The 13,375-nt window shown below is 71.8% G+C and carries 13 protein-coding genes; 10 read left to right on the top strand and 3 right to left on the bottom strand.

What is annotated here, in order from left to right:
- Nucleotides 1-861 (bottom strand): DMT family transporter (locus M878_RS55185; protein WP_023545067.1); only part of this gene is annotated, 861 nt, incomplete at its 3' end.
- Nucleotides 862-1,114: 253 nt separating this feature from the next.
- On the opposite strand from M878_RS55185, the gene M878_RS55180 reads away from it, so the two are divergent.
- The 8 genes from M878_RS55180 to M878_RS55150 all read left to right on the top strand — a co-directional run bounded on the left by M878_RS55180 (nt 1,115) and on the right by M878_RS55150 (nt 10,745).
- Nucleotides 1,115-1,864: a (2Fe-2S)-binding protein gene (locus M878_RS55180; RefSeq protein WP_031224142.1), complete on the top strand. Its 750-nt coding sequence runs from the start codon at nt 1,115-1,117 to the stop codon at nt 1,862-1,864.
- 39 nt (nt 1,865-1,903) lie between these two features.
- Nucleotides 1,904-3,055: a glycogen synthase gene (gene glgA / locus M878_RS55175; RefSeq protein ID WP_031224140.1), complete on the top strand. Its 1,152-nt coding sequence runs from the start codon at nt 1,904-1,906 to the stop codon at nt 3,053-3,055.
- A 50-nt stretch (nt 3,056-3,105) separates the two neighbouring features.
- Complete coding sequence (glgC, locus tag M878_RS55170) at nt 3,106-4,326, top strand: glucose-1-phosphate adenylyltransferase (RefSeq protein ID WP_031224139.1); 1,221 nt, start codon at nt 3,106-3,108, stop codon at nt 4,324-4,326.
- A 25-nt stretch (nt 4,327-4,351) separates the two neighbouring features.
- Entirely contained in the window at nt 4,352-4,723 is a 372-nt protein-coding gene (locus M878_RS97305; protein WP_158692637.1) for a hypothetical protein, read from the top strand.
- On the top strand, nt 4,647-5,126 hold the full coding sequence (locus tag M878_RS55165; RefSeq protein ID WP_023545063.1) for a GNAT family N-acetyltransferase: 480 nt from the start codon (nt 4,647-4,649) through the stop codon (nt 5,124-5,126). The genes M878_RS97305 and M878_RS55165 overlap by 77 nt, the downstream gene beginning before the upstream one ends.
- A gap of 129 nt (nt 5,127-5,255) precedes the next feature.
- A complete protein-coding gene (locus M878_RS55160; RefSeq protein ID WP_023545062.1) occupies nt 5,256-7,577 on the top strand; it encodes a GH92 family glycosyl hydrolase in 2,322 nt (773 codons plus the stop codon).
- Between the two features lie 155 nt (nt 7,578-7,732).
- Entirely contained in the window at nt 7,733-9,064 is a 1,332-nt protein-coding gene (locus M878_RS55155) for a wax ester/triacylglycerol synthase family O-acyltransferase (RefSeq protein WP_023545061.1), read from the top strand.
- Nucleotides 9,065-9,251: 187 nt separating this feature from the next.
- On the top strand, nt 9,252-10,745 hold the full coding sequence (locus M878_RS55150; RefSeq protein ID WP_023545060.1) for an SDR family NAD(P)-dependent oxidoreductase: 1,494 nt from the start codon (nt 9,252-9,254) through the stop codon (nt 10,743-10,745).
- A 588-nt stretch (nt 10,746-11,333) separates the two neighbouring features.
- On the opposite strand, the gene M878_RS55145 is transcribed toward M878_RS55150, so the two are convergent.
- Nucleotides 11,334-11,738, bottom strand: a complete 405-nt coding sequence (locus M878_RS55145; RefSeq protein ID WP_023545059.1) for a hypothetical protein — start codon at nt 11,736-11,738, stop codon at nt 11,334-11,336.
- Nucleotides 11,739-12,145: 407 nt separating this feature from the next.
- Here M878_RS55145 and M878_RS96095 point away from each other — a divergent pair, with 407 nt between their 5' ends.
- Both M878_RS96095 and M878_RS55140 read left to right on the top strand, forming a co-directional pair.
- Nucleotides 12,146-12,319, top strand: a complete 174-nt coding sequence (locus tag M878_RS96095) for a hypothetical protein (protein WP_023545058.1) — start codon at nt 12,146-12,148, stop codon at nt 12,317-12,319.
- Between the two features lie 61 nt (nt 12,320-12,380).
- Nucleotides 12,381-12,866 carry a GNAT family N-acetyltransferase gene (locus M878_RS55140; protein WP_023545057.1) on the top strand — a complete coding sequence of 162 codons (486 nt, stop codon included), beginning with the start codon at nt 12,381-12,383 and terminating at the stop codon, nt 12,864-12,866.
- Between the two features lie 6 nt (nt 12,867-12,872).
- Here the strand turns inward: M878_RS55140 and M878_RS55135 are convergent.
- Nucleotides 12,873-13,375 (bottom strand): amidase family protein (locus M878_RS55135; protein WP_023545056.1); only part of this gene is annotated, 503 nt, incomplete at its 5' end.

Here is a 13,375-nt window from a genome sequence, read left to right as displayed (position 1 = left end):
ATCCGGGATGTCCGGGACGGAAGGCGCCTCGGTGCGCTCGATCCGCTCGGTCGTCAGCATGATCAGGCCGCCCGCCGCCACCACCCCGCAGCACAGGGCGAGAACGGCGCCCGTACCGCCGTAGCGGAACGTCTCGCCGAACATCAGGATGCCGACCGCCGCCGCCAGCACCGGATTGACCACGGTGAGCGTGGCCAGCGGGGCGGCGAGTCCGCCGCCCCCGTAGGAGGCCTGGGACAGCACGACGCCGCCGACCGCGAACAGGGCGATCGCCGCGAGCGAGGGCAGGTCGTCCAGATCGATGCCGTGGGTCCAGTCCTCGGCGACGGTCTTGGTGAACACCGAGGACATGCCGAACGCGATGCCGGAGGCGGTGGCGAGCAGCACGCTGCGCACCGCCGGGTGCCGGTGCGCAGCCAGCCCCGCGCACATCAGCGCCGCGACCGCGCCGCCGGTGACCAGCGCGACCGCGACCCGCTCGGCCGCGTCGAGGGAGTGGGCGTCGGAGGAGCCGACCACGGACAGCAGACCGGCGAGACCCACGGTGGCCATGACCGCACCGCGCCAGGCGGTCGCCCCGGCCCTGCGGCCGACGAACAATGCCGCCATGGGCAGCGCGAAGACGATGGTGAGCGCCCCGAGCGGCTGGACCAGGCTCAGCGGTCCGTAGGCCAGCGCCACCACGTGCAGCACACCGCCGAGACCGTTGAGCGCCAGCGCGCCCCACCAGCCGGGGCGGCGCACCGGCACGTACGCGCTGTCCGGGGAGGACACCGCCACCTGCTCCTGCGCGATCGCGCCGGCCGCGTAGGCGAGGGCGGACACGAACGACAGAAGCACGGACAACGCGAGTGCGCTCATCCGCGTCTCCCCTGCGTAAGGCCGGTGCCCCCAGGCCCTGTCGTCAAACTCCCGCCTGCCCGGCGCGGCGTTCGGTCGGCTTCCATGGCCAACACTCTGCCCGTCCGCGCTCCTCCCGTCGTCGTCCCTGAGCACACAATGCGTCCTACTGCCGATGGAGTACACCAGCCGCGCGATCATCCTCGGGACGGGTGCTGCGCGTCTTGACACCCTGCGCGGCGGCCGCCGAACGCGCCTGGTACCAGTACATGTCGTGGACCTCGCCCCCGCTCTCGCCGCCCTCCGCCCGCTCGGCGGATTCTTCGTCCTGCGCACACGCCCGGGCCCGGCCGGATCCGCCGGCGGACCGGCCCCCGCCCGGCTGCCTACACTCGCGGAGACCTACGAACGGGTGACACCGGACCCACTGACGACACGAGTTGCCGTGGTCGCGGACCGGCTCCATACCCCCGAACGGCGCGTCGCCGCGTCCATCGCGCAGCAGGGGCTGGCCGCCCGGCTGTGGTCGGCGGCCCTCGGCTGCGCTGCCCTGTACGGCCAACTGCCCGACCTAGACCCGGGCCTGCTGCGCTGGGACCCCTTGGCCGCCGCCCCCGACGACCTGTTCCTGACCGAGCTGCGCCCGCTGCCCGGCGACGCCGCCACCCTCGCCGCCACCGTGCTGCACGGACACCTGCAGCCGTTGGGGGAGGCCGTGAGCGCCCGCTTCGGCTGCGCCCCCGGACTGCTGTGGGGCAACGCGGGCTCCGCGCTCGCCGGAGCGGCCCGGGAACTGGACCGCTGGGCCCGCGCGCACGGCCGTACCGACGCGGCGGCCCGGGCCGGCGCCCTGACGGACGAACTCCTCGCCCACCCCCTGCTGCGCACCACCGGCACCCGCACCGGCACCGCCTTCCGCCGCCGCAGCTGCTGCCTGTACTACCGCGTCCCCGGCGGCGGTCTGTGCGGCGACTGCTGCTTCGCCCGGCCTCCGCGCTCTTCCCCGGGCGCCGCATCTGGGTGACCATGGGGGAACCTGCCGCCGGGACAAGGGGGTTGTCGGGTGCGAGTGGGACTGCTGACCCGGGAGTACCCCCCGGACGTGTACGGCGGCGCCGGTGTCCATGTGGAGTTCCTCGCCCGGGAGCTGTCCTCCCTGGTGGACCTGGAGGTGCACTCCTGGGGCGAGGGCCGCGGCGTGGGTGTCGTGCGCCATCGCCCCTGGTCCGCGCTCGACGGCGCCAACGACGCACTGCGCACCTTCTCCGTGGACCTGTCCGTCGCCGCCGCCCTCGAAGGCCGCGAACTCGTCCACTCCCACACCTGGTACGCCAATCTCGCCGGGCACCTCGCCAAGCTGCAGTACGGCATCCCGCACGTGGTGACCGCCCACTCGCTGGAGCCGTTGCGCCCCTGGAAGGCCGAGCAACTGGGCGGCGGATACGCGCTGTCGAGCTGGGCCGAGCGCACCGCGATCGAGGCCGCCGACGCGGTGATCGCCGTGTCCGGTGCCATGCGCGAGGACATCCTCGCCTGCTACCCGGCGCTCGACCCGGCCGCCGTACACATCGTGCACAACGGCATCGACACCCGCCTCTACCGGCCCGACCACGGCACCGACGCCCTCACCCGGCACGGCATCGACCCCGATCGCCCGTACGTCCTGTTCGTCGGCCGGATCACCCGCCAGAAAGGCGTGCCGCATCTGCTGCGCGCGGTACGGGACATCGACCCCGGCGCCCAGGTCGTGCTGTGCGCGGGCGCGCCCGACACCCCCGGGATCGACCGCGAGTTCCGGGAGCTGTTCGAGGAGCTGAGCCGGGCCCGCGCGGACGTGTTCTGGATCCCGCAGATGCTGCCGCGCCCGGAGGTGATCCAACTCCTCACACACGCAGCCGTGTTCGTCTGCCCCTCGGTGTACGAGCCCCTCGGCATCGTCAACCTGGAGGCGATGGCCTGCGGCACGGCGGTCGTGGCCTCCCGGGTCGGCGGCATCCCGGAAGTCGTGGACGACGGCCGCACGGGCCTCCTGGTCGACGCGGACGACGAGTTCGAGGCAGGTCTCGCCCGGGCCCTGGACGCCGTCCTCGGCGATCCGGCGGCGGCCCGGCGGATGGGGGAGGCCGGGCGGGAGCGCGCGGCCCTGGAGTTCGGCTGGGACGCGGTGGCCCGGCGGACGGCCGCGCTGTACGAGGAGATCCGCAAACAGGCTTAGTCCCGTCCGCGCGGGGCAGCCATGGTTCATCCAGGGTGAGGGGAGCGGCCATGCGTCGTGGAGGACCTTCGGTGCTGGGGATCGTACTGGCGGGCGGCGAGGGCAAGCGCCTGATGCCGCTGACCGCCGACCGCGCCAAACCAGCCGTCACCTTCGGCGGCACCTACCGCCTCGTCGACTTCGTCCTGTCCAATCTCGTCAACGCCGACATCCTGCGGATCTGCGTACTGACCCAGTACAAGTCGCACTCCCTGGACCGGCACATCACCACCACCTGGCGGATGTCCAGCCTGCTCGGCAACTACGTCACACCGGTCCCGGCCCAGCAGCGCCTGGGCCCGCGCTGGTACCTGGGCAGCGCCGACGCGCTTCTGCAGTCCCTGAACCTGGTCCACGACGAACAGCCCGAGTACGTGGCCGTGTTCGGCGCCGACCACGTCTACCGCATGGACCCGCGGCAGATGCTCCGGCAGCACATCGAGGGCGGCGCGGGCGTCACGGTGGCCGGCATCCGGGTGCCGCGCGCGGAGTCCTCGTCCTTCGGGGTGATCACACCGGGCCCGGACGGCCGCGGGGTCGAACGCTTCCTGGAGAAGCCGCCGGACCCCCCAGGCCTGCCGGACGACCCGGAGACCGTGTTCGCCTCGATGGGCAACTACCTCTTCACCACCAAGGTCCTCGTCGAGGCGCTGCACCGGGACGCCGAGGACGAGCGGTCGGTGCACGACATGGGCGGCTCGATCCTGCCCCAGCTCACCGCGCGCGGCGAGGCCCAGCTGTACGACTTCGGCGACAACCATGTGCCCGGCGAGACCAGCCGTGACCAGGGCTACTGGCGGGACGTGGGCACCCTGGACGCCTACTACGAGGCGCACATGGACCTCATCGCCGAGCGCCCCGCGTTCAACCTCTACAACCGCCAGTGGCCCATCTACACCCATTCCAACCAACTGTCCCCGGCCCGCTTCAACGCGGGCGGCATCGCGGGCGAGTCCATCATCAGCGCGGGGTGTCTGATCCGCGGTCAGGTCACCCGGTCGGTCCTCTCCCCGGGCGTACGGGTCGACCCGGGCGCGGTCGTCCAGGGCTCGGTGCTGCACGACAACGTGCGCATCGGCCGGGGCGCGGTGGTCCGCGGCGCGGTCCTGGACAAGAACGTGGAGGTCCCGCCCGGCGCGACGATCGGTGTCAACCCGGAACGGGACGCCGACCTGTACACGGTCTCCAAGGGCGGGGTGATCGCCCTGGGGAAGGGCCAGCGGGTGCCCTAGGGGCTCAGGGGACAGGGTCCCGGGCATGCGACGTTGGATATGCGGCTCCGCCCGGCTGAGCCCGGGCGGTGAGCTGACCTCGGGGGTGCAGCCGTTGGACCGGCTGCGGCTGAGGTTCCGCCGTCCCGGCTTCTTCAAGCCCCGGCCGGAGTTCGAAGCCTCGCGGGCCCGTGCCTGCCGCGACTGCGGGGCCATGTTCTCCTTCCTCACGGAGTACCACCGGCGGGAACTGGACGCAGCGGCGGACGACCTGATCGAGAACGAGGACGCCGCACCCCGCCACTACGGCCCGTCCGGCAGCCCGGGTCAGGGTCTGAGCCATGTCCGCCGCCACCGCACTCGTGTTCCGTCCCGCGACCCGCGCCGACCTGCCGGCCGTCCTCGCCCTGCTGGCTGACGAGGAGAGGGTGGTGGACCCGGCGGGGGTCGAGGTGACGGAGGCGTACGAGCGGGCCTTCGCCGCCATCGAGGCGGACCCGCGCAACGAGATGCTGGTTCTCGTCGACGGCGACGGCGAGGGCGGCACCAGCACGGTCGTGGGCTGTCTGCAGTCGACGTACATCCCGGGGCTCGGCAAGGGCGGTGCCGAGCGGGCGCTGATCGAGGCGGTGCGGATCCGCGCGGACCGGCGCGGTGGCGGACTCGGCCGGGCCCTGATGGAGCACGCCGTCTCCCGGGCCCGTGCCCGCGGCTGCGCGCTGGTCCAGCTCACCAGTAACCGGAGCCGCGAGGACGCGCACCGCTTCTACACCGCGCTGGGCTTCGCCCGCAGCCACGGGGGCTTCAAAATGGCCCTCTGACGGGCCGTCACCGGCAGGGCACCGTCGCGCGCGACGCGTACGACGTGATGACCGTATCTTGCCCGGATTTGTGTCGTTCGACCTTCAGGATGCAGACAACGATGTCGAACCTGCGGGAGGTCATCCGACATGAGAGGGACCCGGCGCACGCGGCTGTGCCTGGCCGGGGTGATGGCAGCGTCCGTGCTGATCGCCACCCCCGCCGCTCCGGCCGCCGAGCGGACCGACGGCCACCTCACCGACCTGGTCAACCCGTTCATCGGGAGCCAGAACGAGGGCAACACCTTTCCCGGCGCGGCCGTGCCCTTCGGCATGGTGCAGCTCTCCCCGGACACCGGGCACATGACCGGCTACGACTACACACAGAACCGGATCCGCGGCTTCTCCCTGGTCCATCTCTCGGGCGTCGGCTGCCGCCTCGGCGGCGACCTGCCCGTGCTGCCCACCACCGGTGACGTCACACAGACGGACTACACCAAGTACGCGGCCGGCTTCTCGCACCGGGACGAGGCGGCGAGCCCCGGCTACTACCGGGTCGGCCTCTCCTCCGGCATCCGTGCCGAGCTGACCGCGACCCGGCGAACCGGCGTCCAGCGCTACACCTTCCCCGCCACCGACAAGGCCAACGTCCTGCTGAACGCGGCCCAGTCGCTGCACAAGGCGGTCTCCAGCTCGGTCGAGATCCTGGACGACCACACCGTGCGCACCGCGATCACCGGGCGCGGCTTCTGCCGGGACACCGGCCCCTACACGGTCTACACGATCACCCGCTTCAGCCGGCCCTTCACCGCGTACGGCACCTGGAACGGACAGGCCGTCACCCCGGGCTCCCGCCGCGGAACCGGCGGCGCCTACGTCCGCTTCGACACCACCAAACACCGTACGGTCGAGGCGACCACTGCGATGTCGTACGTGGATGCGCGCGGCGCGGCCGGAAACCTGGGCGCCGAGGGCGGCCGGTCCTTCGACGCCGTACGCGAGCGGGCCCGCGAGGAGTGGGAGAAGCGGCTCGCCGACGTCCAGGTGCGGGGCGGCACGAGCACCCTGCGCCGGACCTTCTACTCCTCGCTGTACCGGTCGTTCCTCGCGCCGAACATCGGCGGCGACACCGACGGCCGCTACCTCGGCTGGGACCGCCGGATCCATCACGCGAACGGGTTCACGTACTACCAGAACTGGTCGCTGTGGGACACCTACCGCACCCAGGCCCAGCTCCTCGCGCTGCTCGCGCCGCACGAGGCACGGGACATGGCCCGCTCGGTGGTGGCGATCGACGAGAACGGCGGCTGGCTGCCCAAGTGGGGCTACGGCCCGGTCGAGACGAACGTCATGAGCGGCGACCCGGTCACCCCGTTCCTGACGACGGCCTATCAGATGGGCCTGCTCAAGGGCTTCGAGGAGCGGGCCTACCGGGCGCTGAAGAAGAACGCCGACGGCGTCCCGCCCGCCGGCAATCCGGGCATCGGCCGGGAGGCCAACGCCGAGTACCTCGCGCACGGCTACGCCCCCTTCGTGCAGGACCGGCCGTACGTCAAGATGGGCGACTCCGACTACCACCACGGCGCCTCCGTCACGCTGGAGTACGCGCTCGCCGACGGCATGCTGGCCCAGATGGCCCGCGGTCTCGGCCACCGCGCCGACGCCGCCCGTTACGCGGCCCGGGCGCGGAACTACCGGAACATCTTCGACCCGAGCACCGGCTTCTTCCGTGCCCGCGACGCCTCCGGCGCCTTCACCGGCTCGGCCGACCCGGCCCAGGGCACCGGCTTCCACGAGGGCACGGCCTGGCAGTACCAGTGGCTCGTGCCGCAGGACGTGCAGGGCATGGTGCGGCTCATCGGCGGCGAACGCGCGGCCAACGACCGGCTGGACTCCTTCTTCGCCTACGACAAGCTGCTCGCCGACCCCGCGAAGACCGCCCGCGAGTCGTGGGTGCACGGCAACGCGTACGCGTACTACAACGCCGACAAGTACAACCCGATGAACGAGCCCGACCTCATCGCGCCGTACACCTACCTCGCCACCGGGCAGCCGTGGAAGACCACCGACGTGGTGCACGCCGCCCTGACCCTGTTCACCGACGGGCCCACCGGCATCACCGGCAACGACGACCTCGGCACGATGTCCGCCTGGAACGTGCTGTCGTCCATCGGCCTCTTCCCGATCCAGCCCGGCTACGACACCTGGGGCCTGTCCACGCCCGTCTTCGACCGCGTCGACCTCGCCCTGGACCGCCGGTACTGGAAGAGCGGCAACCTGACGATCGCCGCGCCCGGCACCTCCGCCACCGACCGCTACATCCAGTCCGTGCGCACCGACGGAACCCCGCACGGGCAGACGTATCTGACGACGGGTGTGCTGCGCTCCCTGCGCTCGCTCGACTTCACGGTCGGCCCGCGCCCGTCTGAGTGGGGTACGTCACCCAAGGCGGCGCAACCCGTTCTCAAGTGACCTCACGTATCCCTAGGTCCCGCCCCTTTTGCAGGGGCGGGACTTAATCTGTTGTTAACTGAGCGTAGCCTGATCGTACTTGACCGTAATCAGGTAGCAGAGATTGACTGCGAGTGATTGCACATCCACCCGTCGTCGACGCGTGAGGCAAGCCCTTGACTTCCGACCTGCTCGCTCCACTCGACCTGGCGTTCTGGAACATCGAGTCCGACCGGCACCCCATGCACCTCGGCGCGCTCGGCGTCTTCGGCGCCCACTCGCCCACCGCGGGCGCCCATGCCGCCGACCTGCTGGCCGCCCGGGCCGCCGCCGTACCCGGGCTGCGCCTGCGCATCCGCGACGTGTGGCAGCCGCTCGCCTTCGGCAGCGCCGCCCGGGAGACCGACCCGGACTTCGATCCGCTGAACCATGTACGGCTGCACGCGCCGACCGCCGACTTCCACGCGGTCGCCGGCCGACTCATGGAACGCCCGCTGGAGCGCGGCCGGCCGCCGTGGGAGGCCCATGTGATGCCCGGCGAGGACGGGGTGTCCTTCGCCGTGCTGTTCAAGTTCCACCACGCCCTCGCCGACGGGCTGCGCGCACTCAAACTCGCCGCCGGCGTCCTCGACCCGGTGGACCTTCCCGAGCGGGCACCCCGCGCCATCGAGCCGCCCCGAGGCCTCCTGCCCGATGTGCGCAAACTGCCGGGGCTCGTGCCCGGCCTGGTCAGGGGCGCGCTGTCCGACGTGGGCCGGGCCCTGGACATCGGTGCCTCGCTGGCCCGGTCCACCCTCGGCATGCGGACCGTCTCGGCGCTGACCGCGGCCCCGACCGGCACCCGCCGCACCGCCGGGGTCGTCGTCGACATCGACGATGTGCACCGGGTGCGCAAGACCGCCGGCGGCACCGTGAACGACGTGCTCATCGCCGTGGTCGCCGGTGCCCTGCGCCGCTGGCTGGAGGAGCGCGGCGACGGCAGCAAGGGGGTGGCGCCCCGTGCCCTCATCCCCGTCTCGCGGCGCCGGCCGCGTACCGCGCATCCGCAGGGCAACCGGCTCTCCGGCTATCTCATACGGCTGCCGGTGGACGACCCCGATCCGCTCGGCCGCCTCGACTCCGTACGCACCGCGATGGTCCGCAACAAGGACGCGGGGTCCGATCGGGGCGCAGGCGCCGTCGCGCTGCTCGCCGATCACGTCCCGGCCCTCGGCCACCGGCTCGGCGGGCCGCTGGTCGGCCAGGCGGCCCGGCTGTGGTTCGACATCCTCGTCACCAGCGTGCCGCTGCCGGGTCTGGGGCTGCGACTGGGTGGACACGAACTGAAAGAGGTCTATCCCCTCGCCCCGCTGGCGCCGGGGCAGGCGCTGGCGGTCGCGATCTCGACGTACCGCGGCCGCGTGCACTACGGGCTCGTCGCCGACGCGCAGGCCGTGCCCGACCTCGACCGGTTCGCGTACGCGGTGTCGGCGGAGATCGAGATGCTGCTGTCGCTCTGCGACGCCTGAAGGTTCCCACCCGCACCGTCCGTGCGGCCTTCGGGGCCGGGTGCGGGTGGCCGTGGGGCAGACCGGGGTTGTCCGTTGATCGTCCCGGGCGCGGTTTGGTCCCAGGCCCCATGCTTCGTAAAATGCCCTGTTCGAATGCGGGCGCGAGTCGGAGCGCTGCGCGGGTGATCAGGGAAGCGGCAGCGCGATGACGGTGACAGAGGACGGCTCCACGGCCACGGAAGAGGTGGTCTACGGCCCGGGTATCGATCCCGAGCGCCTGGCCGTCTGCCTCAGCGTGCTCGAGGAACTCGACAAGCTGGAGATCGACCACCCGGACGCCATCGCGGTGCGCCGGGCCACCGCCGGCGTCTACCGCACGGTCAAGCAGCGCCGCCGCCAGGAGCGCCGGGCCGCCAAGACCGCGCACGACCGCGCCGTCACCGAGGCCACGGCGACCGGCTCCGCCGAGCGCATCGACGACGAGACCGAGGGTCTGCTGCCCAGCTCCAAGGTCGAGGAGGGCAGGATCGCGGGCATACTCCAGCGCCCGCGCTCCTGCTACACCTGCAAGACCCGCTATGTCGAGGTCGACTACTTCTACCACCAGCTCTGTCCGGACTGCGCCCGCACGAACCGGGCCAAGCGTGACGCCCGCGCCGACCTCACCGGCAAGCGCGCCCTGCTCACCGGCGGCCGCGCCAAGATCGGCATGTACATCGCACTGCGGCTGCTCCGCGACGGCGCGCACACCACGATCACCACGCGCTTCCCCAAGGACGCCATCCGCCGGTTCAAGGCGATGGAGGACTCGGCGGACTGGATCCATCGGCTGGAAGTCGTCGGCATCGACCTGCGCGACCCCGCGCAGTCCGTCGCCCTGGCCGAGCAGGTCAGCGAGGCGGGACCGCTCGACGTCCTGATCAACAACGCGACGCAGACCGTACGCCGGCTGCCCTCGGCCTACGCGGCCCTGGTCGAGGGCGAGACCGCCCCGCTGCCCGCCGGTGAACTCCCCGCCCACCATGTCATCGGCGCCTTCAACTCCGGCGCCGTCGACGGCATCGCCGCGCTGCCCCTCGGCACCAGCGGCCTCGACGCGCAGAAGCTCGCCGACCTCGCCCTCGTCGCGGGCAACGCCAGCGTCGCCCGGCACATCGAGGGCACCGCCATCGACGCGGGCGGCCTCGTCCCCGACGTCGTCGACAGCAACACCTGGGTGCAGACCATCGACCAGATCTCGCCGGTCGAGCTGCTGGAGACCCAGCTGTGCAACTACACGTCGCCGTTCATCCTGATCAGCGCCCTGCGCCCGGCGATGGCGGACGCCGCGAAGAAGGCGCCCAGCGGACGTGCGTACGTCGTCAACGTCTCGGCGATGGAAGGGGTCTTCGGCCGCGGCTACAAGGGCGCCGGGCACCCGAACACCAACGCCGCGAAGGCCGCCATGAACATGGTCACGCGCACGAGTGCCCAGGAGATGTTCGACACCGACGGCATCCTCATGACCTCCGTCGACACCGGCTGGATCACCGACGAGCGCCCGCACTACGACAAGCTGCGCCTCGCCGAGGCCGGCTTCCACGCGCCCCTCGACCTGGTCGACGGCGCCGCCCGCGTCTACGACCCGATCGTCCGCGGCGAGGCGGGCGAGGACCTGTACGGCGTCTTCATGAAGGACTACGCGCCCGGCAAGTGGTGATCCCGCCGGCCACTCGCCACTGACCCCATCTCATCCGATGGCCGGCGCGACCGTCCCCGTCCCAGGGGGAAGCGGTCGTGCCGGAGCGGCCCGGTGTGCGGGCGACGCGTTCTTCATGGTGGTGATCCAGCAGACCCCGGCGGGACTGCGGGCCCCTCGGGGCCGACGCGTGGCCGCCCCGATCTCGGGCACTCCGCACCGACGGCCGACTGACGCACCATCAGCCACCCCGGGGTCGCGCGCCTTGGGCGTCACCCGGTGGTCAGTGGCCCGGGGTCGTGTGCCTTGGGTGTCGCCGGGTCATCGGTCATCCCGGTCGTGTGCCTGGGGCGTCACCCGGTCATCGGTCATCCCGGTCGTGTGTTTTGGGTGTCGCCCGGTGGTCAGTCATCCCGGTCGTGTGTTTTGGGTGTCGCCCGGTGGTCAGTCGCCCCTCGGTCGTGTGTTTTGGGCGTTGCCCGGTGGTCAGTTACCCCCGGTCGTGTGCCTTGGGCGTCGCCGGGTCATCGGTCGCCCCTCGGTCGCGTGCCCTGGCCGTCACCCGGACGTCAGTCACCCGGTGTCGCATGCCCCGGTGCCATCCCGTCGTCAGTCGACGGCGCCGAGTCGTGAGTGGCGGGCCGCCACCAGCTCCAGCACCGTGCGCCAGTCCTCCAGGACGCCCGCGTTGAAGCCCGCCGTCCGGCTCTCCTCAGCCGCCTGGCGCAGCCGCAGCAGATCGTCGTCGACGGGGTCGGTGAGGTCGCCGTACCCGCGCACCAGGTGGAACACCCGCTCCCCGAGCAGGGCGCGCACCGCCTCGGCCGCGCCGAGCGCCCGGCCCGGCTCGTCGGCCGGGCTCAGCACCGGACCTATGCCGTGCACCAGCCCCGCGACCTGGAGCTCCTTGTCGGCGGGGCGCCTGCGGCGCAGTAGCGCGGCGGTTCTCAGCGCGTGCTGGTGCCGGCCGGCGTACAGAAGTTCCATCAGCTCCTCGACGCTGCGCAGCTCCATGCGTCAGTCCTTCCGCGAGACAGCCGTTGCGGCACATCAGCAGATCATGGCGAGCTTGCGGTCGGGCCAACGGCACCTGAACTGAGCCACATGTAGGCCGAGTGGGTGAATCGATCAGACCGTCGGGTGAGCGGCTCATGGTAAATAGCCGCATATTGAGAGGTATTCGGCGTCAAACGACTTCTCATAGTTACACCTTGTTTGCACTCCCGATCGAGCGCGCATCCGCTCATTTGGGTAATCTGGTGGGGCGGGCAGCAGGACCGGGTCCCACCCAGACCCAACGTCCGTACCGGCGCAACCGCGTCCGAACTGGACTTGCAACCAGAACCCGAGCGGGCGTCGAGTGCCGAAACGCAGGCTGTCCGGCATGCCCTCGAGGGTGACCGACACATAAGGAGTGCGCGGTGACACCGGACAAGACGAATCGCGAAGAGCGCCCCAAGGAACGCACGGAGCGCATGGGCCGGCGGCCCGGAGAGCTCGGCAGCCTCGACGTGTGGGCCCGCTCCGCCCCGATCCGCCTCGCGGGCTACGAGGACGACCTCGCCGAACCCCACATCCTGCCCAGCGTGGACTGACCTCGGGGTCGGACCTTCGCGATCGCCGCACACATGGGCGTGACCTGACAGACTCACGCCCATGCTGATCAGAGAAGCCGTGGCCGACGACTGGCCGCGGATATGGCCTTTCTGGCACCGGATCGTCGCCGCCGCCGAAACCTACGCCTGGGACCCGGAGACCTCCGAGGAGAACGCCCGAGCGCTCTGGATGAACTCCGCCAAGCGGGTCTACGTCGCCGAAGACGCGGCCGGACGCGTGGTCGGCTCGGCCTATCTCACCCCCAATTACGACGGCCCCGCCGCCCGCGTGGCCAACGCCGGCTTCATGGTCGACCCCGAGCACGCCGGTCAGGGCATCGGCCGCGCCCTCGCCGAACACGTCCTGGCCGAGGCCAGGGCCCACGGCTACCGCGCGATGGTCTTCAACGCCGTGGTCGAGACCAATCCCGCGGTCGCCCTGTGGACCTCCCTCGGCTTCACCGTCCTCGCCACGATCCCGGAGGCCTACGACCATCCCCGCCACGGCAGGGTGGGACTCCACATCATGTACCGGGCGCTCACCTAGGCCGGCTCAGGAGCCCGCCCCCGGTGCCGTCCGCCGCCAGGGGCGCAGCCGCTCCAGTTCCTCCGCCAGCTCCAGCAGGACCGCCTCCGCACCAGGGCGTCCGGCGAGCTGTACGGCGCACGGGGCGCCCGAGGGAAGGGTGCCGAACGGGACCGACATAGCGGGCCAGCCGGTCAGGTTCCAGGGCGGGGTGAACGGGGAGTACGCCGTGTTGGCGAGGACATTGCGCAGCCAGCCGCGCTCGTGCCACGGCCCGGCCGCGGGGGAGCGCCGGGCCAGAGCCGGGGTGAGCAGGACGTCGTGCTCGGTGAAGAAGGGCGTCAGCCGGTCGCGCAGCCGCTCCCGGCTGTCTCCGGTGCGCACCGAGCGGACGAACCGCCGGCCCAGATCCGCGTGCACCCGGGTCCGCCGGGCCAGCCGCGCCCGGTCCAGGCCCGCGGCGTCCGCCGCCGTCCCGGCCGTCCAGTGCCGCAGCGCGGTCACGCCCAGCGACAGCGGATACGGCGGCT

The organism is Streptomyces roseochromogenus subsp. oscitans DS 12.976, from assembly GCF_000497445.1.
GTDB lineage: Bacteria > Actinomycetota > Actinomycetes > Streptomycetales > Streptomycetaceae > Streptomyces > Streptomyces oscitans.
The sequence above is the reverse complement of the archived record's forward strand: the minus strand, read 5'-3'. Positions and strand labels throughout refer to the sequence as shown.